Source organism: Aquicoccus porphyridii (assembly GCF_008369105.1).
GTDB classification, from domain to species: Bacteria; Pseudomonadota; Alphaproteobacteria; order Rhodobacterales; family Rhodobacteraceae; genus Aquicoccus; species Aquicoccus porphyridii.
In genome coordinates this window covers 16,043-35,570 of sequence record NZ_VINQ01000024.1, presented here as the reverse complement: position 1 = coordinate 35,570, position 19,528 = coordinate 16,043, and the positions used below count along the sequence as shown (strand labels likewise).

At 62.6% G+C, this 19,528-nt stretch carries 16 protein-coding genes; 11 read left to right on the top strand and 5 right to left on the bottom strand.

From position 1 onward, the window contains the following. The first annotated feature begins 234 nt into the window (after positions 1 to 234). Complete coding sequence (locus tag FLO80_RS19900) at positions 235 to 1,545, top strand: TRAP transporter large permease (protein ID WP_111369479.1); 1,311 nt, start codon at positions 235 to 237, stop codon at positions 1,543 to 1,545. Positions 1,546 to 1,730: 185 nt separating this feature from the next. Here the strand turns inward: FLO80_RS19900 and FLO80_RS19895 are convergent, their stop codons facing one another. Together FLO80_RS19895 and FLO80_RS19890 are read right to left on the bottom strand one after the other, a co-directional pair. Continuing rightward, positions 1,731 to 3,371, bottom strand: coding sequence for a winged helix-turn-helix domain-containing tetratricopeptide repeat protein (locus FLO80_RS19895; RefSeq protein WP_188078363.1), 1,641 nt, complete (start codon positions 3,369 to 3,371; stop codon positions 1,731 to 1,733). A 113-nt stretch (positions 3,372 to 3,484) separates the two neighbouring features. Then, positions 3,485 to 4,375, bottom strand: a complete 891-nt coding sequence (locus tag FLO80_RS19890) for a class I SAM-dependent methyltransferase (protein WP_223145522.1) — start codon at positions 4,373 to 4,375, stop codon at positions 3,485 to 3,487. A gap of 308 nt (positions 4,376 to 4,683) precedes the next feature. Here FLO80_RS19890 and FLO80_RS19885 point away from each other — a divergent pair, with 308 nt between their 5' ends. From FLO80_RS19885 to FLO80_RS19865, 5 genes are all read left to right on the top strand, one after another. Continuing rightward, positions 4,684 to 5,127, top strand: coding sequence for a DUF302 domain-containing protein (locus FLO80_RS19885; RefSeq protein WP_111369483.1), 444 nt, complete (start codon positions 4,684 to 4,686; stop codon positions 5,125 to 5,127). Positions 5,128 to 5,159: 32 nt separating this feature from the next. Beyond that, a complete protein-coding gene (locus FLO80_RS19880; RefSeq protein WP_111369485.1) occupies positions 5,160 to 5,519 on the top strand; it encodes a DsrE family protein in 360 nt (119 codons plus the stop codon). Positions 5,520 to 5,543: 24 nt separating this feature from the next. Next, positions 5,544 to 5,915, top strand: coding sequence for a MerC family mercury resistance protein (locus FLO80_RS19875; protein ID WP_111369487.1), 372 nt, complete (start codon positions 5,544 to 5,546; stop codon positions 5,913 to 5,915). Between the two features lie 74 nt (positions 5,916 to 5,989). Then, positions 5,990 to 6,277 carry a hypothetical protein gene (locus tag FLO80_RS19870; RefSeq protein WP_146611094.1) on the top strand — a complete coding sequence of 96 codons (288 nt, stop codon included), beginning with the start codon at positions 5,990 to 5,992 and terminating at the stop codon, positions 6,275 to 6,277. Next, positions 6,241 to 8,520 carry a vWA domain-containing protein gene (locus FLO80_RS19865; RefSeq protein ID WP_149187088.1) on the top strand — a complete coding sequence of 760 codons (2,280 nt, stop codon included), beginning with the start codon at positions 6,241 to 6,243 and terminating at the stop codon, positions 8,518 to 8,520. The genes FLO80_RS19870 and FLO80_RS19865 overlap by 37 nt, the downstream gene beginning before the upstream one ends. A gap of 199 nt (positions 8,521 to 8,719) precedes the next feature. Here the strand turns inward: FLO80_RS19865 and FLO80_RS19860 are convergent, their stop codons facing one another. Beyond that, positions 8,720 to 9,538: an IclR family transcriptional regulator gene (locus FLO80_RS19860; protein ID WP_111369272.1), complete on the bottom strand. Its 819-nt coding sequence runs from the start codon at positions 9,536 to 9,538 to the stop codon at positions 8,720 to 8,722. Between the two features lie 319 nt (positions 9,539 to 9,857). On the opposite strand from FLO80_RS19860, the gene FLO80_RS19855 reads away from it, so the two are divergent. From FLO80_RS19855 to FLO80_RS19845, 3 genes are all read left to right on the top strand, one after another. Then, positions 9,858 to 10,613 (top strand): SDR family NAD(P)-dependent oxidoreductase, encoded by a 756-nt coding sequence (locus FLO80_RS19855; RefSeq protein ID WP_111369230.1) that lies wholly within the window; start codon positions 9,858 to 9,860, stop codon positions 10,611 to 10,613. A 58-nt stretch (positions 10,614 to 10,671) separates the two neighbouring features. Then, positions 10,672 to 11,973 (top strand): acyl-CoA dehydrogenase family protein, encoded by a 1,302-nt coding sequence (locus tag FLO80_RS19850; protein ID WP_246156755.1) that lies wholly within the window; start codon positions 10,672 to 10,674, stop codon positions 11,971 to 11,973. A gap of 79 nt (positions 11,974 to 12,052) precedes the next feature. After that, on the top strand, positions 12,053 to 12,832 hold the full coding sequence (locus FLO80_RS19845) for an SDR family oxidoreductase (protein WP_111369232.1): 780 nt from the start codon (positions 12,053 to 12,055) through the stop codon (positions 12,830 to 12,832). 10 nt (positions 12,833 to 12,842) lie between these two features. Here the strand turns inward: FLO80_RS19845 and FLO80_RS19840 are convergent, their stop codons facing one another. Continuing rightward, positions 12,843 to 14,618 carry a class I adenylate-forming enzyme family protein gene (locus tag FLO80_RS19840; protein ID WP_246156754.1) on the bottom strand — a complete coding sequence of 592 codons (1,776 nt, stop codon included), beginning with the start codon at positions 14,616 to 14,618 and terminating at the stop codon, positions 12,843 to 12,845. A 352-nt stretch (positions 14,619 to 14,970) separates the two neighbouring features. On the opposite strand from FLO80_RS19840, the gene FLO80_RS19835 reads away from it, so the two are divergent. Both FLO80_RS19835 and FLO80_RS19830 read left to right on the top strand, forming a co-directional pair. Then, complete coding sequence (locus FLO80_RS19835; RefSeq protein WP_111369236.1) at positions 14,971 to 16,164, top strand: TAXI family TRAP transporter solute-binding subunit; 1,194 nt, start codon at positions 14,971 to 14,973, stop codon at positions 16,162 to 16,164. 98 nt (positions 16,165 to 16,262) lie between these two features. Continuing rightward, positions 16,263 to 18,197, top strand: a complete 1,935-nt coding sequence (locus tag FLO80_RS19830; protein ID WP_111369238.1) for a TRAP transporter permease — start codon at positions 16,263 to 16,265, stop codon at positions 18,195 to 18,197. A gap of 41 nt (positions 18,198 to 18,238) precedes the next feature. Here the strand turns inward: FLO80_RS19830 and FLO80_RS19825 are convergent, their stop codons facing one another. Further along, positions 18,239 to 19,234, bottom strand: coding sequence for an NADPH:quinone oxidoreductase family protein (locus FLO80_RS19825; RefSeq protein WP_111369240.1), 996 nt, complete (start codon positions 19,232 to 19,234; stop codon positions 18,239 to 18,241). Positions 19,235 to 19,528 lie beyond the last annotated feature (294 nt).

Below are 19,528 nucleotides of genomic sequence, written 5' to 3'. Positions count from 1 at the left end.
TGATGTGCCGAAAGGCCCACAAGCATGGCAAGAAAACGGGACGCCGACCCGCGTTACATCAAGGGTCGGCGTGCCAGCACAAGAAAACCCTGAGACCCCCGTCAGTGTGGCAACGCCATCTGCCCGGTGTATTCTGAGGGACAGGCGGGTGTACCTGCTGCGGATGCGGGCGACCTGGGTGATCTAAAACAGCATGGCTTGCCAGACCGGCTGCCACCCAGCTTGGGGAAACACATGAGCCTGGAACTCATCACGGCGCTTTACTTCATCGTTTTATTCATCGTCCTGTTCATGGGACTGCCCGTTGCTTTCGGGTTGGGCGGGGTAGCAGTTCTATTTGGCATGATCATCGAACCGCGTGCACTCATGGCGGTGCCTAGCGCGTTCTACTCAACCCCTTGGACAACGATCCTGGTTACAGTGCCGCTATTCTTGTTTATGGGCAGCCTGATCCGTTTCTCTGGCATTGCCGAGGCTGCTTATGACGCGGTCTACAAACTCATTGGGCATATCCATGGTGGCCTTGCCATCGGGACGGTCAAGGTCTGCACTATCTTTGCTGCCGTTACCGGGATCACGCCGCCAGCCACGATAACCATGGCGCAAATTGCCTACCCCTCGATGATGAAATACGGTTACGACCGGTCCATCGCGATCGGTGCCATCGCGGCCGGTGGCGCGCTGGGCGCGCTGATCCCACCCAGCGTGCCATTCATTTTCTACGGGCTGCTGGCCAAGGTATCGATTGGCGATCTCTTTCTGGCCGGGGTGGTGCCGGGCCTGATGCTGGCGACCTTCTATGGCATATACATCGGTATCCGCTGCCGCCTGCAGCCGCATATCGGGCCAGCGTTGCCGGCTGACAAACGGTTCACGGCACGCGAAAAGGCGCGCTCAGTCATGAATATCTGGCCGTTCGCGGTGCTGATCTTCATCGTGCTGGGTGTCATCTGGGGTGGGATCGCGACACCGGCCGAAGCTGCGGCCTTTGGTGCCGCCGGGGCTTTCCTGATCAACCTGATCTATGGTCGCCTGACATGGCAGGTGCTGCGCGAATCCTTGTCCTCCACGATCATGTTGACCGGCATGGGGTTATGGATTCTGATTGCCGCAACGATCTTTCTCAATATCTTCAACACGATGGGCAGTCAGGATCTGTTGACGCAGTTGGTGCTGTCCATGCCTGGCGGCACCAACGGAATCCTGATCATGATGATGGCAATCATCGTGGTGCTGGGCATGTTCATGGATGATTGGGCCATCATCATGCTTTGCACGCCGCTTTTCGTGCCGATACTTGAGCCGCTCGGTGTCGATAAACTTTGGTTCGGCGCGTTGTTCATCGTAGCGATCCAGATCGCCTATCTGACGCCGCCATTCGGGTTCGTGCTCTTCTGGCTGAAGGGGGTGCTCCCGAAGGATGTGACCATGGGCGACATCTACCGTTCGGTCGGGCCTTTTGTGGTGCTGCAGCTGCTTGGGCTGGCGCTGGTGTTCCTGTTTCCCGGCATCGCGTTGTGGTTACCGTCAGTTCTGGACTTCTAGTGACGCAGGCTGAGAACTGGCTCAGAAATCTAGATGCCTCGATGCAATGTCGCGCAATCGAACACTCGCCAGCGGTTGCGCGGGGCGTTATCTCAAGCGGGCGACCGACTGAACGTCATCCGCTGCCTTGTCGGCCAAGCTGAGGTCATGGGCCACCAGGGCGATCACCTCGATCAGGTGAGGGCTTACGGTACACCCGCGCGGCGAAGCCCATCCAGAAAGAACTCCAGGTGCGTGGGATCGCGCACGAAGAAGAGCCGCGAACGTGCAAAATCGCGGGTAAAGCCGGGGCATGTGCGCATCAGCGCCGGGACGTTTGCGCGCGCCATGGCAATGTCGCCGGAATGAGTCAACCACGAGACCAGTTTGGCGCGTGCCCAATAATGCGCGTTGGGCACCAGTGTCGCGCTACGCGCCCAGTGCACGGCCGCCGCATGGTCGCCGAGGAACATGTGAGCGAGCGAGCGATAGGCCATGAAGGCCCAGCGAAACGGGTCGTGCGGGCTGAGCGCCAGCGCGCGCTCGAAGCTGGGAATGGCGGCCTCGGGCCGGCCGTCCGAGACAAGTGAGTCTCCCAGCCCGCAATGTGACAGGGCGTGGCAGGGATTAAGGTCGAGCGCGGTTTCGAGCGCGTCGATCGCCAGCCCGTATTCGCCGCGCGCCAGTTGCACCCGCCCCAACGCGAAAAGGGTGTTGGCCTCCTGCTCGTCCAGCGCCACGGAACGTTCGGCCAGTCGCAACGCCTCGTCCAGGTGGGCTCCGTCTGTCGGCCCTTCGAAATAGACACTTTCAAGCACCATCGCATAGGCCAGCCGGGCATAGGGTTCCGCAAAGCCGGGCGCACGCGCCAGCGACTGACGCATCAGATCCTGACAGCGCCGGTTGCCCTCGCCGGTGAATCGATAGAACTCGGCAGTCCCGAGTTGGTAGAGTTCCCATGCGCCCAGGTTGGCGGGCCTGAGCCGCGCCGCTCGCTTCTGTTCGCTGATGCCGAGCTGGCTGGCGATGCGCGCGGCAACGAGACCCGAAAGCTCATCCTGAAGATCGAAGATGTCGCAAAGATTGCGGTCGAATCGATCCGACCAGATGCAGCGCAAGCCCGGCGCCTCCGTGAGGCGGATCGAGACGCGGACTCGGTCGCCAGCAAGGCGCACACTTCCCGTTACGGCATAATCTGCCCCCAACCGATGCAGAACCTCATCAAGCGGTTCGCCCGACCGCCCCAGTGCGAAGGCGGCATTGCGGGCAACGACGCGCATCCAGCGATTGCGTGCGAGCGCGTTGATGAGATCCTCGGTCAGGCCCCCGGCGATCACCGCTCCCCGTCCATCGTCGCCCGGCGCGGCACAGGGTAACACCGCGATGCAGGGGGCGGTGTTCTCCCGGTGATCCGGCGCGATCGGGGTGTTCGGCGCAGGATTGAGCGTGACCGTGGCGTTGCGCAATCTAAAGCCGCGGCCATGGACGGTGGCGATGACCGCTTGGCGCGTGCCGTCGTCGCCCAGCGCCTTACGGGCCGATCGGATCTGGCTGCTGAGTGCGGCATCGGAGACGAAGCGCCCGGGCCAGACTTCGCGGAAGATTTCGTCACGTGTTACGGTACGGCCGCGATTGCGCGCGAGCAACGCAACCAGATCAAAGGTGCGCGGCTCAAGCGCGACGAGCGCACCCTCGCGGCGCAGCTCGTAGCGGTTGAAATCCAACTCGAACGGGCCGAACCGAAGGGACTCGATGGGTTTGTTGCGCGCATTCGATGCCTGGGCGCCCTCCAGGTCATCGGGAATGCGCCCAATCATGTCCGTATCTGTGGCCTCCCGCGAAGCCATCTCGTCCCTTCTTCGGCGACCCGGTCTTTTGCGACCGCACCGCATGTTTGACGAATACTGGAAGTGTAGCGGATCTGGCCCCTCGGCTCAACGTGGGCTTCGATCACAGCGTCTCAGTTGCCGGGGTTTCGCGCGCTGATCACCCAAGATGAGCTGTCGATCACGATGCCGTCTGAGTCGCGCGCCTGGCCACCGATGGCCTCGGCCAGCGCCGCTTCGATCTCGGGCCGTTTCTGTTCTGCCAGGTCACCGGCTTCACGGAAGACCTCGCCTGCCGGACCGATGGCAAGCTGGAAGGCGATGGCATCCTCGACGTCGTCGCCCACGCGCACCGGGGCGTCGACACGTTCGAACGCGATATCGGTGTAGCCGGCGATCTCCATCATCTTGCGCACCGTCGCCTCGTCTGCCATCGAGAATGGGCCGGGTCCGCATGTGCGCGCGTCCTCGCCCGGTGCCGGCAGATATTGCAGCACAATGTCTTTGGCCATCGACAGCCATGGATTGTCGGCCGGGTCACGCCAGACGATATGCGCCATCCGCCCACCTGGACGCAGCGCGCGGCGCATGTTGCGCAAACCGGCCACCGGATTGGCAAAGAACATCGTGCCGAAGCGCGCGAAGACGAAGTCGAAATTCCCTTCGGGCAGCGTAACCTCGGCATCGCCGCGCAGGAAGGTCACGTTCGTCAGATCCGTCTCGGCCAAATCGGCCTTCGCATCGGCGAGAAAGGCATCACAGCAGTCGATTCCAACCACCTCGCCCTCGGGCCCGACGACCCGAGCGAGTTTTATGGCCGTGTCGCCCCAGCCGCAGCCCACGTCGAGCACACGATCGCCGACCCCGACAGGCAACTTCGGGAACACCGCTTCACTGTGATATGTGAGCCCACCCACGAGTACATGGCGGAAGCGGGTGAATTTCGGTGCCAGGACTTCGTTCCAGAACCGCACGAATTCCGTATCTTCGAGCGGGGCGTGGGTTTCCGAGTCGGCCATGCTCATGGCGTGCTCCTTTCTCTTGATGAAGCGTCCTGCCGCCCACTGAACCCAGTGGCTCGGCATGTTCATTCTACCCGGCTGTGCATCCGCATGCTTGAGGGAGTCGTGTGGATTCCCTGAGGAACGGCGAAGGCTGTGTACCTGCAATCCGTTGCATTCTCAGGCCATTACACCGTTTGCAGAACTTGCGCAGACAATCGTCAACCTTTCACCAAGCTCGTCCCGCCCCGATCACCTACCCTTGTTTGCAAGGCGTATGAGCTGCGCCCGGCCAATCTTGGCAAGTCAGGCGATACGGAGGAACAGAACCCATGAAACGAGCAAGCATGTTGACAGGTCTTGCAACGTCTATCGGTCTTGTGGCCGGAACCGTGGCGGCAGACGGAATGTTCATCACCCATGATCTCGACATGGAGCGTGCCGAGGCGGTCGCGGCCATCCGTGACCGGGTCGAAATCAACGAGGACTGGCTCTTCCTGGCCGAGTTCGGACTGGCTGGTGGTGCCGTTACGGCGTTGAAGATCTGCTACCTGCCGCTGGGTGGGGATATCGTCGCTGCCGGCCTGCACGTCATGGCGATGATGCCATGCGGCAACATGGCCTTCTACGAGACCGAAGACGGCGGTACGGAGATGTCCATGCTGGATCTTCGTTTCATGACCGAGCTTTCCGACGCCCCCAGCCTGAAGGCAGCCGTGGAAACCGGAAGGCCCGCCTTCGAGGCATTGCTGTCGGACACGCTGGACATTCGGTGAAACCCGGGCCGGTCAAGCAAAGGAGACGAGACATGGCAGATGAATTGGCAGTCGTGATGAGCCACGGCCCGACGGACGAGCGCGCATCGGTCGGTTTTACCATCGTCAATGGTGGGCTTACCGCCGGAATGAGCGCATCGGTTTTCCTGACCACTGACGCAGTGGACATCGCCCGACGCGGCGCTGTCGACCTTGTCCACGCGCATCCGATGGACCCGCTAAAGGACTTGGTCGCCGATTTTCTGTCGCGCGGCGGCACGCTCTGGGCCTGCCCGCCCTGCGTAAAGGCGCGCGGCTATGGTGAGGGCGACCTGATCGAGGGGGCTGAGATTGTCGGCGCGAGCGCGCTGCACGCGCGCATTCAGGCCGGGGCCGCCACGCTGTGTTTCTGATCGGCGCAAGACAAGGACACGCAGATGAAACACGCAACCCGGCCCGGTTCCGGCCCCGGTTGGCTCGGCCTCGCCGCAAGTGCTCTGGCGTTGCTATCCTGCTACGGCACCCTCGCGGCGGTGGCGCTCCTGTCGGCGCTGGGGATCGCACTCGATCCTGATGAGGGGATCTGGGCTGCTGCAATCGCCCTTTTTACCCTGCTGACGATCGGAGCTGTGGCGCTGGGCTACCGGCGTCACCACAATGTCGGGCCGACAATCCTTGCGGTCTTGGGCGCCGGTCCGATCCTCTGGACCCTGTTCGCCCGATACGCTGTCATCGTGGAACTGACCGGATTCACGGCCCTCACTGCAGCGGCCATCTGGGGTTGGTGGCTCGGACGCGCGCTAAGCTGAAGGGGGCAACACACGGGTCATGGTGTTCATGACGCAAAGCCTGATCAGGAACGCAATCACGCGTTGTTCGGGCCATGACCGTCGGCGTCGACCCAACACGCTTGACCCGAGCGCAAGATCGCGCGACCTTGCCCCCAAGCTTCATACTGCTTGGGGAATGTTGGCCCAAGGTGGTGGTGTTGACCACGCCGGTCGGTGAAATCGAGAATGACCTGCACCGCGTTTTTGACGATCTGGCTCTGGTGCGACGAATTATCGACCGGCTGCCAAGCGACGCGCCGACAATTTGGCCCAACGCCCTGTTTACACGCGAGGGATATTTGACATGCGCATTCTGTTTTCATCGCTTCTGCTTTCGTTGACCGCTCTATCGGCCCACGCCGCCGACGACGTCATGGTGGTTTTCGACGGCTCAAATTCGATGTGGGGCCAGATTGACGGCACCGCCAAGATCGAGATTGCACGCGACGCGATCGGCAACCTGACCGCCGAACTGGACACCGACACCAATGTCGGCCTGATGGCCTATGGTCACCGCCGCCGCGGTGATTGCGGCGATATCGAGGTGATCCTGCCGCCCGCCCCGCTGGACCGCGCGGCGTTCCTTGATCATGTCGCGCGCATCACGCCGACCGGCAAGACGCCGCTGACCGATGCGGTGGAGCAGGCAGCCGAGGCGCTTTCCTTCCGTGACCGCCCGGCAACGGTTCTGCTTATCTCGGACGGGCTGGAAAGTTGTGACCGCGATCCCTGCGCCTTGGCTGCAACGCTGGCACGTACCGGCGTTTCGTTCACTGCCCATGTTGTGGGCTTTGGCCTCGGTGCAGGCGCGGATACCGCGTCGCTGGCCTGCATCGCCAAGGAAACCGGCGGTAAATTCCTCGCCGCCGACGACGCGGCAACGCTGGGCGCCGCGCTGAGTACGGTCGGCGCCGAGGTCGCCCAGGCACCACCCGAACCCGAGCCGGAACCAGAATCCGAGCCGGGGCCGCAAATCGAAATTTCCGCACCGCAAAGCGTGACGCAGGGGGCAGAGTTCGCGCTGTCATGGGCACCCGTCGGTGACAATCCGCGCGACTACGTCAGCATCGTGCCGATGGGCGCTGACGACGATGCCAGCGGCGCCTATGTCCGCGTGAGTGATCGCAGCAGCGGCACCTTGGTCGCACCCGCCGATACCGGGCTCTACGAACTGCGCTACATGCCCCAGTCTGGCGACACACCTCTGGGCCGCGCCGCGATCGAGGTCATCGCCGCCGAGGTTAGTCTCTCGGCCCCCGACACCACGCTCACCGGGGCCGCCTTCGATGTCAGTTGGACGGGCACGGTGCATCCGCGTGACTTTGTCACCATCGTGCCGATGGGCGCCGACGACGATGCCAGCGGCAACTATTTCCGGACCGGCGGCGACGATGGCACGAAGAGCCTGAAGGCGCCCGCCGATACCGGGCTTTACGAAGTGCGTTACGTACTTGACGAAGGCAGGCGGGTGATGGCGCGCACCACCATCGAGGTGACCGAACCCGAGGTGACAGTGAGCGCCCCCGACACCACGCTCACCGGGGCCGCCTTTGACGTCAGTTGGACGGGCACGGTGCATCCGCGTGATTTCGTCACCATCGTGCCGATGGGCGCCGACGACGATGCCAGCGGCAACTATTTCCGGACTGGTGGCGACGATGGCACGAAGAGCCTGAAGGCGCCCGCCGATACCGGGCTTTACGAAGTGCGTTACGTACTTGACGAAGGCAGGCGGGTGATGGCGCGCGCCACAATCGAGGTGACCGAACCCGAGGTGACAGTGAGCGCCCCCGACACCACGCTCACCGGGGCCGCTTTCGATGTCAGTTGGACGGGGACGGTGCATCCGCGTGATTTCGTCACCATCGTGCCGATGGGCGCCGACGACGATGCCAGCGGCAACTATTTCCGGACCGGCGGTGCCGATGGCACGAAGAGCCTGAAGGCGCCCGCCGATACCGGGCTTTACGAAGTGCGTTACGTACTTGACGAAGGCAGGCGGGTGATGGCGCGCACCACCATCGAGGTGACCGAACCTGAGGTGACAGTGAGCGCGCCCGAACAGTTGCGAGTCGGTGAACGACTGCGTGTCGAATGGACGGGCGCGGTGCATCCGCGCGACTACGTCACCCTGGTGCCGCGGGGCAGCCCGGACGATACCAGTGGTCAGTTCAAGCGTGTGGGCAATGCTGCCCGGGCCGATCTGTCGGCCCCCGATGCGCCCGGGCTCTACGAACTGCGCTACGTCTTGAACGAGGGCAGGCGCGTGTTGGCGCGCGCACCGGTCGAGGTGTTGGCCGAGGATGCACAACTTTCCACCGGGGCAACCCTTCAGGCACCTGAAGCCGCTGCGCCCGGCGCGGTGATCGAGGTATCCTGGACCGGTGGCGCCGACAGCGCGGACCAGCGGATCACGCTGGCACGCGGAGATCAGGCCATTTTCACCTGGGTGCTGGCGAAAAAGATCGACGGGCCGCCGCCGTTGCGCCTGACATTGCCCGACACGCCGGGCCTTTATGAGTTGCGTTTTCTCGACGTGAGCGGTCAGCAGGTGCTCAGCAGGGCGCCGATCGAGATCAGGTGACACCGGTCCGGCCGGAGCCGCTTTCCGGGTCGGACCGATGCATTCGTATGCCGGCCGGAGGCGTCAGACCAATTTGAATTCGTCTCGGTTGGGACGATCGTTCTGTCTCTCACTCCGCGCAGAGCACCGGTGATGTTGAGGATCGTCTGGCCGAGCGCGGAGTTATGGTCAGCTGCGAAATGTTCCGGATCTGGCTCAATCAGTCTTTTTCGCGCTTGGACTGGCGCATGCCGATTTCTTGCCCCGCCGCGATCAGGCGCTGGCCATATTCGGAAATCAACTCCTCTGGCTCCACCATGAACGAGGGCCCACCGACGTTAAGCGCAAATACCCTGTCCCCGCTGAGCGAGACAACCGGGACCGCGATTCCGTTCACCTCGGGCCGCCAGGATCCGAAGGAGGTGGTAAACCCATACTTGGCATAGCATTCCAATGCCTCGGCAAGCCCCTGCCGGATCTGTTGGGCCTTGTCGGGGCGTTCATCTATCGCCAGATGGGTCATGTGTGCGCGTTCGTCTTCCGACATGGCCACCAGAACGGCCCGGCCGATGGCAGATTGAAACAGGGGCAGGCGCGCACCTACCTCCATCGTCAGCGATACCGCCTGATTGGAGCGCCTTACGGCCATATACACGATTTGCAGGCGGTGGCGCTCGCCCAGCGCAGCAGTGACATAGCGATTTGGCCCCTCGCACAGTTTCCGCATCTCTTCCTTGGCCAGATCCGCGATGTCCATCCCTGCCAGCGCACTATAGCCGAGCGCCAGAACACCCGCACCCAGACGATAGGCGCTATCGTTGTCGCAATGGACCAGGTATCCCAGTTTGCAAAGCGTATAGGTCAGACGGCTGATCGTGGGTTTTGGTAATCCTGTGCGTGATGCGATCTGCTGATTGGTCAGCGTCAGATCAGTGGGCTTGAAGCTGCGTAACACGTCAAACCCGCGGGCAAGCGCCATCACGAAGTTGCGGTCGGTCCCGTCGGCCAAATCATCATGCGCCTTGTCATCGGATTTCATACTTGGTTCCTTTCGGATCGCATGGTTGGTGCCGCGCATGAGGCTGGCCTATCCGACACATCGTATGTGTCGAGCAAGCGCTTCTTGTCCAGTCCCGGCATGGTATCGGGCCACGTTTCGAAACGCGGTGTCTTAATCCGGAAAGTTTCCCTTTCCAGTGCGCACAGCCTGATCGTCGAGCGGCTCATGCGGGTTTTCCTCCTCGTCCCGGATCAAATATAGCAATGTGCCTTTTGTTCCGCAAAGCAAAACTCAATTCCGCAATATTGACCGACGCTGCCATTTGGTGCACCAAAGGCGCACGAGGGGGAGGAAATCCATGTTTGACCTGAAAGGCAAGGTTGTGGTTGTCACCGGTTCCAGCCGGGGGATTGGCCGCGCCATAGCGGAAGTGTTCGCCCGGCAGGGCGCGCGGGTTGTCGTTTCGAGTCGCACCGCCGAGGCCTGCACCCCGGTCGCCGAGGCGATCAGGAACGCGGGCGGCGATGCCTTGGTGGTGCCCTGCCATATCGGCAAGAAGCAGGACCTGCGTCAACTGGTGGACAAGACGATCGAAACATGGGGCCGGATCGACGTTCTGGTCTGCAATGCCGCAATCAACCCGGTCTATGGACCGATGTCGGACCTGACCGATGAGGCCTTTGACAAGATCATGGGCACGAATGTCAGATCAACCTGGCAATTGTGCGAAATGGTGCTGCCCGGCATGGCCGCGAATGGCGGCGGGGCGGTGGTGATCCTGTCTTCGATCGCAGGGTTGCGGGGCAATGCGGTGATCGGCGCCTATGGCATGTCCAAGGCGGCCGAAGCGGCGCTTGCGCGCAATCTGGCCGTCGAATGGGGGCCAAAGAACATCCGCGTCAATGCGTTGGCGCCCGGTCTGGTCAAGACCGATTTTGCCCGGGCGCTGTGGGAAGACCCCGAGCGTCTTGCGCGGGCCGAAAACCAGACACCACTGCGCCGCATCGGCACACCCGAAGACATCGCCGGCGTTGCGCTGTTCCTGGCCACCGATGCCTCGGCCTATGTCACCGGCCAGACAATCGTGGCCGATGGTGGAGAGGTGATCCGCTGAACCCAGCCGCTGCCATCATCTTAGTATTCACCAGACCTTACCAAGGAATCCTACCATCATGACCCATTCAGACCCGCAGAACGAGTTGAACAATTTGGCCATGTCCGAAAGCGCAAGGCCGCTACTGGACAAGGTCATCAAGCACATCCGCGAAAACTGTGACCCTGCGCTGGCAGAATACGAACGTCTGGGCGAGGGCCGGGCAGAGCGGTTTTCCTATGCGCCCGGTCAGCTCGAGATCCTGGAGGATCTGAAAAACAAGGCGCGGGCGGCGGGGCTGTGGAACTTCTTTTTGCCCAATGCGGAAACCGGCGAAGGGCTGTCCAATCTCGACTATGCCTATATCGCGTTCGAACTGGGCAAGAACCCGTTGGCGGCGCAATCGCTGAACTGTGCGGCCCCCGATACCGGCAACATGGAGGTGCTGGAACGTGTCGGCACGCCCGAGCAAAAGGAAACATGGCTCAAACCGTTGTTGCGCGGCGAAATCCGCTCGGCCTTTGCCATGACCGAACCCGATGTCGCCTCGTCCGATGCGCGCAATATCGGCACGCGGGCGATTCTGGAAAACGGCGAATGGGTCATCAACGGCGAGAAATACTATATTTCGGGCGCGGGCGATCCGCGCTGCAAGATCATGATCGTCATGGTCAAGACCTCGCCCGATGCCGAACCCTTCCGCCAGCAAAGCCAGATCCTGGTGCCCATCGACACCCCCGGTGTCGAGATCGTCGGCCCGATGGAGGTGTTCGGGCATGATCATGCGCCGCATGGTCATATGCAGATCCGGTTCACCGATGTGCGCGTGCCCGAGGAAAACATCCTCTGGGGTGAGGGCCGCGGGTTCGAGATCAGCCAGCTTCGCCTTGGGCCGGGACGTATCCATCACTGCATGCGCTCGATCGGGGCGGCGGAAAAGGCGCTCGACCTGATGATCCACCGCGGCCTGACGCGCGAAGCCTTCGGTAAGAAGATCATCGACCTGGGCAAGAACATGGAAACCATCTCGCGCTCGCGGATCGAGATCGACGCCATGCGCATGATCGTGCTGAAGGCGGCCAAGGCGATGGATGTGCTGGGCAACAAGGAAGCCCGCATCTGGGTGTCCAAGGCCAAGGCAATGGTGCCCGAGAAGTGCTGCAAGATCATCGACGATGCGATGCAGGTGCACGGTGCCACCGGTATGAGCCAATGGTCCGAACTGCCCGAGATGTATATCAAGCAGCGCACCCTGCGTTTTGCCGATGGCCCGGACGAGGTGCATCATAACGTCATCGCCCGCGCCGAGCGCCGCGATTTCGAAACATCCAACGACCGTCAGGCCGTGGTGCGCGCCGCCCTCGGCCGCGATCGTCGCTAGGGATTAGCGGAACAACACGCGTGTCGCCTGCTCTGCCGACAAGGGCGTTGTCCGGTGGCACGCGAGGAAAGGAACAAGCATGGATATTCGCGACCGGATCGTTGTCGTCACCGGCGCCGCGGGCGGAATCGGTCGGGCGCTGGCGCTGGCCTGCCACGGGGCCGGTGCGCGCGCAGTGGTCTGTGCCGACCGTGATGAGGCTGGCGCACAGGAAACCGCGCAGATGATCGGCGGGGTCGCGCGACGGGTGGACGTGTCGCAAGAGGACGAGATCGCCGCCCTGATCGCCGAAACCGAAGAACAGATCGGGCCGATTGACCTCTTCTGCTCCAACGCGGGTATCAGTGTGCGCGGTGGCGAGGATGTGCCGAACGACAAATGGCAGGACATTTGGGAAATCAACGTCATGGCCCATATCTGGGCCGCCCGTCACATGATACCGCGCATGGTCGCGCGGGGCGGGGGGTATTTGCTCAACACCGCCTCGGCGGCAGGATTGCTCAGCCAGGTCGGATCGGCCCCCTACGCGGTCACGAAACACGCCGCCGTGGCCTTTGCCGAATGGATCGCGCTGACCCATGGCGATGACGGGATCAAGGTATCGGTCCTGTGTCCGCAAGCGGTGCGCACCGACATGATCAAGGGCAATGAGGGCGGAGTTGCCAGCGTCGATGGCCTTCTGGAACCCGAGCAGGTGGCGCAGGACTGCATCCAGGCAATCGCGGATGAAACCTTCCTGGTGCTGCCTCACAAGGAGGTACTGGACTACATGCGCCGCAAGACCGCCGATTATGACCGCTGGATCGGGGGCATGCGCAAACTGAACCGCCAGTTCAACCCGCTTAAGCCCGGCACCTGATCCCGCCCCGTCAGACCGATTGGTCCGCCTCCGCCAGACAGGCGGCGCGGATCGCGCGCCGGTCGGTCTTCTCGGTGCTGGCGCGGGGCAGCGGATCATGCTGGCACCAGATCCGTTCCGGGATCTTGAAATGCGCCAGGCGGTCACGCAGAAACGCGGCCAGCGTGTCACGGTCAAGCCATGCGCCGGGGCGCAGGTGCAACGCCGCCCCCACGACCTCGCCCAACCGGTCATCGGGCAGGGCAAAGGCGCAGGCCTCGATCACGTCGGGATGGCGATGTATCGCGCCCTCGACATCCAGGCAGGCGATGTTTTCGCCGCCGCGGATGATGATGTTTTTCTTGCGGTCCAGAATGGTGACGAAACCGTCAGCGTCGACCATGCCCAGATCGCCGCTGTGCAGCCAGCCATCGCGCAAGGTGTCGGCGGTCGCCTCGGGTTGGTTGAGATAGCAGCGCATCACCGCCGGGCTCTTGATCACGATCTCGCCGACCTCTCCGGGGGGCAGGTCGCGCCCGGCGTCGTCGATGATGCGCATTTCCTGCACCGGCGGGTGTAGGTGCCCGGCCGCTTCAGGGCGCAAACTGTATTCCTCACCCGTCATGCCGATCCCCAACGCGCAGGTTTCGGTCATGCCCCAGCCCGTCGCGATCATGGCCTGGGGGAACTGCTGCGCCAACTGATCGACCTGTGCCGCGGGCCGCTTCGCCCCGCCCGCACCGATGAAACGCAAACTGGGCAGTTCGGCGTCACTCTCCTCCACCGCCGTCAGAAGATCGGCCGATTGGGTCGGCACACCAAGGAACCGCGTGACGGCGTTGCGCCTGATGATGTCGATCGCCTCATGCGCGTCCCATTTGTACATCAGCGTTATCCTGGCCCCGCTGGGCAGGCTGAACAGGAACAGTGGATACATTGCCGTGACATGAAACAGTGGTGTCGTGATCAGGAATGACGGCGGTAACGGCGCGGGATCGTTCGGCGCGGGGGGCTGGCGCAGGGGCGCAATCGCGGCCTGCATCATCCAGCAGTAAACCGCCGTGACCGCGGCGCGATGGGTCTGGACCACGCCTTTGGGATGACCCGTCGTGCCCGAGGAATACATGATGGCGAAATCATCCTCGGGCATGATCTGCGGGCGGGCCGGGGTGCCGCCCTGCCAGGCGTTTCGCAATGCGCGGTAGCTGTGTTCGCACATTCCGTCCCCGTCCCGCAGGCCGATCAGCGCGAAACCGTGCCGATCCTTCAGCGGCATGATCGCGGCCACCCGTGCGCCGTCGGCAAAGACCGCCCTGGGTTCGCAATCGCGCAGGGCGTAATCCAGTTCGGCCCCGGTCCACCAGGCATTCATGAACACCGCCGTGGCGCCAAGCGATGCAACCGCCAGCGTCAGGATCGGCAGTTCGGGAAAATTGCGCATCACAAGGGCAACCCGGTCGCCCCTGCGCACCCCCAACGTGCCATGCAGCACGCCCGCCATGTGACGCACCTCGTTGCAGAATGCGCCGTAACTCCAATGCTCGTCTTCGAAAAACAGGTAAGGCGCCGCACCGTCATCATGCGCGAGCATCCCTTGCTCCATCAGGTCGGACACGGTTTCCGGTATATTGCGAAACGCCTTGTAGCGGATGCCGTTCAGCGTGATCTCGGTCAGTTCAAAGGCCGGGTCATTTTCGATCAGGTGCTGCGTGGCCTGCTCGACCGTCATGGCCGCCGGAGCCGCAGCCCGCGCTGTGGCTTGCCCTGCGAGCGATTCTCCGGGCGCGGCTGGGGGCGTGGTGTCCATTGCTGTCTCCTGTGCCGGTGCCGTTCTGATCGGGCGTTCCGGCTGTCCTGTTACGAAGCGTTTCAAGAAGCGTAGAGAAAAAAACCTTGACTGCCAATCCCGCTGTGCGGAATGCTGTTTCGCATACATCTTGTCGCGATCGGACTGCCCGGGCTTCTATGGACGACGGGACCGGGCGCAAGGCGGGCCGCGTCAGGTTTGCGGAGGAGAAAAGAGGGGGAGTCTTGAGACCGGCGAAGAGCGAATGCCTCTGCCTCCGCGATAGGCGCTGCATGAAGTCATGACCCGCCAATCACGGCCAAAACCACCACGAAATTCCAGACCAACAACAATATCCAAGGGAGGAGAAAATATGCCACGAACACCGAAGAAGATGCTACGCCTTCTCGGCACGGTTTCCATCGCGCTGGGCCTGTCGGGCGCTGCATTGGCCGAGGATGATTTCGAATGGCCGCGCCTCATGGTGATCGGAACGCCGGGCACCGCCTCGGGCAGTTTCGCGTCCACCAACGGCTGGGCGCCGGTCCTGCAAAGCGAGACCGGCACCACGGTGCGCGTCGTGCCCGAAGACAGCGAGCCGATGCGCCACCGTCGCCTGACCGATCGCCGCGATATTGCGATCGCCTCCGTCTCGGGGGCCGAAATGCGCTCGCAGATCGAAGGCACCGGCGGCTATGCTTCGATGAACCCGGTTTCGCAACGGATCATGTGGCATCATAACGATACGCCCTGGGGTTTTGTCGTGTCCGGCAACTCGGACATCCAGTCGCTGGACGACTTGAAGAAGGGTGGCTATCGCGTCACCAATGGCATCTTTTCACCGACCATCGTGGAAACCATGACCGTCGGTCTTCCGGACTATCTCGGCCTGTCGCAGGAAGAGGCGCAGGAGCTGATCACTTTCGTCCCGGCCTCCAGCTATAGCGAAAGCTGCCGCTCGGTTGTCGAAGGCAAGTCCGACGTGACCTATTGCTCCCCGATCAGTTCGGTCCTCTCCGAAATGGAGGGTGCGCCCGGCGGAATCCGCTGGCTGCCAATGCCGGCTTCCAACACCGAAGGCTGGAGCCGTCTTCTGGCGACACGGTCGATGCTGGTGCCGGCCGAGATCTCGATGGGTGTGAAAACCGCGCGCGGGCTTGAAAGCGCCACGTCGAATTTCGTCTATGCCGTGCCAACGGATGCAGACACCGATTTCGTCTACAACATGTCGAAATGGATGCACACGTCGCACGATGCCTACAAGGGCACCCACCCGCTGGCCACGCGCATGTCGCTGGAAGAGTTCCGCAACTACCTCGATAACACGCCGATCCCGGTGCACGAGGGCACGGTGCGCTACCTTCGGGAAATCGACGCCTGGACGGATGAGGATGACGCCTGGAACAACGCCGCGATCGAGCTCGAGGCGGCCTGGATTGCGGCCCGTCAGGCCGCGCTGGACGAGGCGCGTGAGAAACGGGTCGAGATCAGTTTCGAGAATCCCGAGTTCCTGACCATTCTGGAAACCAAGACCGAGGGGCTCCCCATCTTCCGGTCACGGCTGTGATCTGATCCCTGCGCGGGCTGGCAAAGCGGCGTGGTCGCCGCTTTGCTCTATCTCTCGGCGCAGGTTTGCGCGCCATTCTCATTCATCCGGGTGATCCCATGTCAAATCAAAGCACCACCGCCGCTGTGACAGATGACGGTATGGCCCCGTCGCGCCTGGGCGACATCTATTCCCTCTGGAGCCTGGTTTTCATGACGCTGTGTGTTCTGGGGCTGGGTTCGGGGATAGCCTATATCTTTGGCATTCCGATTGGCGGTCAACGCTTGCTGGAGGGGCAGTATTACTGGGTCTTCATCGGTTTCTTCACCGCTGCCGGGTTCATCGCGTTGCCGGCCTATCGCGGGCAGACCAAGGTTCCGTTCTATGACGTGATCGCCGCGGTGGTGGTTCTGGCAATCAGCCTGTATTTTTCCGGGCACGCCTGGGAAATGATGCAATCGAGCTGGACCAACATGCCCATGGGCGTCGTGATCTGGCTGCTGATGCTTGAGGTGGCGCGGCGCTCGGGCGGGGTGCCGTTCCTGTTGGTCTGCCTGTTGCTGGGGTTGTATCCGCTGGTGGCAGACCGTTTTCCCGGCCTGCTCATGGGCATCCCCTATTCGTTCGAATACATGATCGAGGCGCATATCTTCCGCGTCGAGGGGATGATGGGCATCACGACCAAGATCGTGGCCGAGATCGTGCTGGGCTTTCTGGTCTTTGCCGGGGTTCTGATCGCCACCGGGGCGGGGGATTTCTTCATCAATCTGGCCAGTGCCGGATTTGGCAAATACCGCGGCGGCCCGGCCAAGGTGTCGGTCGTGGCGTCGGGTTTCTTCGGCTCGCTCTCGGGGTCGGTGTTTTCCAACATCGCAGGCACCGGCTCGATCACCATCCCGACGATGAAACGGGTCGGATTCCCGCCCCATTACGCCGCCGCGATCGAGGCCTGCGCTTCGACCGGGGGGGTGCTCATGCCGCCGGTGATGGGGGCGATTGCCTTTGTCATGGCGATCACCATCGGTGTCGATTACGCCACCGTCATGATCGCCGCGATCCTGCCGTCGCTGCTGTTTTACTTTGGCGTGTTGTTGCAGGTCGATGCCTATGCCGCGCGCAAGGGGCTGGCGGGCGTCATCGACCCCACCTTGCCCAAGGTGCGCACCATTCTGGCACGCGGTTGGCTGTTCCTGCTGGTGCTGGCGTTCCTGGTCTGGGGCCTGCTCTACATGCGTTGGGAATTCTACGCGCCGTGGTATGCCTGCATCCTGCTGCTGGTCCTGTCCTTCCTTCAGGCCCACACCCGGATGAACCTGCGCAAGATGGTCGAAATGGTGCGCCAGACCGGCAAGCTGATCACCCAGACCACGGCCATCATCCTGCCCATCGCCTTTGTCGTCAGTGCGCTGACGATCACCGGCGTGACCGGGTCGGTGACATCGGGGCTGATCGCGCTCGGGGGTGAGAATATCTATCTGATCATCATGTTCGGCGTGCTCGCCTGTTTCATCATGGGCATGGCCGGTTTGGCGATCGTGGCCTATATCTTTCTTGCGGTCACGCTGGCCCCCGCGATCATCGAGGTCGGTGGCTTGAACACCATCGCGGTGCATTTCTTCATTGTCTATTACGCGATGTTGTCGGGGATCACCCCGCCAGTCGGTGCCGCGGCCTTTCTGGCGGCAACGATCGCGGGTGCGCGCCCGATGCAGACATGTTTCACCGCGATGCGGTTGGGCGTGGTGATCTATTTCGTTCCGCTCTTCTTCCTGTTCCAGCCCGCGCTGGTGCTACAGGGGGATCTGACACCGCTGCTTTATGTCCTGCCCTCGATCGTTCTGGGCATCATCCTGCTCTCCGGCGGGTTGGAGGGATTCTTGCTGGGCGTGGGCCATGTGCGGCGCCTGCTGCGGGTGCCGCTGGCAATCGCCGGGTTCGCGTTCAGCTTCCCCGGGCCGATCACCACGCTGACGGCGGGCGGCATCGCGGCGGCTCTGGTGGCGCTGATCTGGCTGGACAACCGGCGCGGGGCGGTTCCCGCGAGCCAAGCCTGACCCACGATGGCCGCCGCCCCGTTCGCTTTTGACGGGGCGGATCACTCCACCCGCAGCACCACCTTGCCCTGAACCTTGCGGTCCTGCATCATCTCCAGCGCCTGCGCGGCCTCTTCAAGGGCAAAGCTGGCGTGGATGCGTGGCTTGACCAGACCCTTTTCGTAAAGCGCGAACAGATCGGCCATGTTCGCGGCGTGGCCTTCGGGTTCGCGCCGGACCGCCGCCCCCCAGAACACGCCGACGATCTGGCTGCCCTTGAGCAAGGTCAGGTTGAGCGGGATTTTCGGAATACCGGCTGGAAAGCCCACCACCAGGAATCGCCCCTTCCACGCCAATGCACGCAGGGCCGGTTCGGCGTAATCGCCGCCGACGGCATCGTAAACCACGTCGACCCCGTCACCCCCGGAGAGTTCCTTGATCCGGTTGGAAAACGCCTTTTGGGCATCACGGTCCATCTGGCGCGGATAGACGATCGTTTCATCGGCCCCGATCGCGCGGCAGAAATCGGCCTTGTCGTCTGACGACACGGCGGCGATCACCCGCGCGCCTGCCGCCTTGCCCAGCTCGATCGCGGCGGCGCCCACACCCCCGGCGGCCCCCAGGATCAACAACGATTCGCCCTTTTGCAGCGCCGCGCGGTCTTTGAGCGCGTGATGTGACGTTCCGTAAGTAAAGATGAAGCAGGCGGCTTCCTCGAACGGCATGGCATCCGGAATCGGCAGCACGCGGTCGGCTTCGATCACCACATGGGTGGCAAACCCGCCATGGCCGGTCGTGGCCAGAACCCGGTCGCCGACGGAAAAGCCGCTGACGCCTTCGCCAATCGCGTCCACCTCGCCCGCCACCTCGCCACCGGGGGCAAAGGGGCGTTCGGGCTTGAATTGATAGAGATCGCGGATGATCAGCGTGTCGGGAAAGTTCAGGCCCGCGGCGCGCACCCTGATGCGAAGCTGCCCCTTGGCAGGGGTGGGATCGGGCAGTTCGGTCAGTTCCAGTGTATCGGGTCCACCGGGGGTTTTGCTCAGCATTGCTTTCATTGCGCTCTCCTTCGAATGTCCTGGACCCCAGTAGGATCGCCAAGAAAATAGCTTGTCAATCGGATTTCGAAATGCGATTTTGCATAGCGGAACTACCGACGCAAGGGAGGAGACCTTTGTGAACCACGGGCGACTGACTCGCAGGGCCTTGGCGGATCGCACAAACACACCCGGCCGCTTCAAGCGCCGTCAATGCTATTCCGGGTGCCGGTCGGTGAATCGCAACGCGCTGTCCGAAATGTCTGCGGGCCTGTTCAGGGTTCCGTGAAAATGCCGCCGATCATGACCCCCGTG

Excerpts from the sequence above, each read along its gene's own strand:
- FLO80_RS19900 (WP_111369479.1), top strand. The coding sequence starts at position 235 with ATGAGCCTGGAACTCATCACGGCGCTTTACTTCATCGTTTTATTCATC.
- FLO80_RS19895 (WP_188078363.1), bottom strand. The coding sequence starts at position 3,371 with ATGGCTTCGCGGGAGGCCACAGATACGGACATGATTGGGCGCATTCCC.
- FLO80_RS19890 (WP_223145522.1), bottom strand. The coding sequence starts at position 4,375 with ATGAGCATGGCCGACTCGGAAACCCACGCCCCGCTCGAAGATACGGAA.
- FLO80_RS19885 (WP_111369483.1), top strand. The coding sequence starts at position 4,684 with ATGAAACGAGCAAGCATGTTGACAGGTCTTGCAACGTCTATCGGTCTT.
- FLO80_RS19880 (WP_111369485.1), top strand. The coding sequence starts at position 5,160 with ATGGCAGATGAATTGGCAGTCGTGATGAGCCACGGCCCGACGGACGAG.
- FLO80_RS19875 (WP_111369487.1), top strand. The coding sequence starts at position 5,544 with ATGAAACACGCAACCCGGCCCGGTTCCGGCCCCGGTTGGCTCGGCCTC.
- FLO80_RS19870 (WP_146611094.1), top strand. The coding sequence starts at position 5,990 with ATGACCGTCGGCGTCGACCCAACACGCTTGACCCGAGCGCAAGATCGC.
- FLO80_RS19865 (WP_149187088.1), top strand. The coding sequence starts at position 6,241 with ATGCGCATTCTGTTTTCATCGCTTCTGCTTTCGTTGACCGCTCTATCG.
- FLO80_RS19860 (WP_111369272.1), bottom strand. The coding sequence starts at position 9,538 with ATGAAATCCGATGACAAGGCGCATGATGATTTGGCCGACGGGACCGAC.
- FLO80_RS19855 (WP_111369230.1), top strand. The coding sequence starts at position 9,858 with ATGTTTGACCTGAAAGGCAAGGTTGTGGTTGTCACCGGTTCCAGCCGG.
- FLO80_RS19850 (WP_246156755.1), top strand. The coding sequence starts at position 10,672 with ATGACCCATTCAGACCCGCAGAACGAGTTGAACAATTTGGCCATGTCC.
- FLO80_RS19845 (WP_111369232.1), top strand. The coding sequence starts at position 12,053 with ATGGATATTCGCGACCGGATCGTTGTCGTCACCGGCGCCGCGGGCGGA.
- FLO80_RS19840 (WP_246156754.1), bottom strand. The coding sequence starts at position 14,618 with ATGGACACCACGCCCCCAGCCGCGCCCGGAGAATCGCTCGCAGGGCAA.
- FLO80_RS19835 (WP_111369236.1), top strand. The coding sequence starts at position 14,971 with ATGCCACGAACACCGAAGAAGATGCTACGCCTTCTCGGCACGGTTTCC.
- FLO80_RS19830 (WP_111369238.1), top strand. The coding sequence starts at position 16,263 with ATGTCAAATCAAAGCACCACCGCCGCTGTGACAGATGACGGTATGGCC.
- FLO80_RS19825 (WP_111369240.1), bottom strand. The coding sequence starts at position 19,234 with ATGAAAGCAATGCTGAGCAAAACCCCCGGTGGACCCGATACACTGGAA.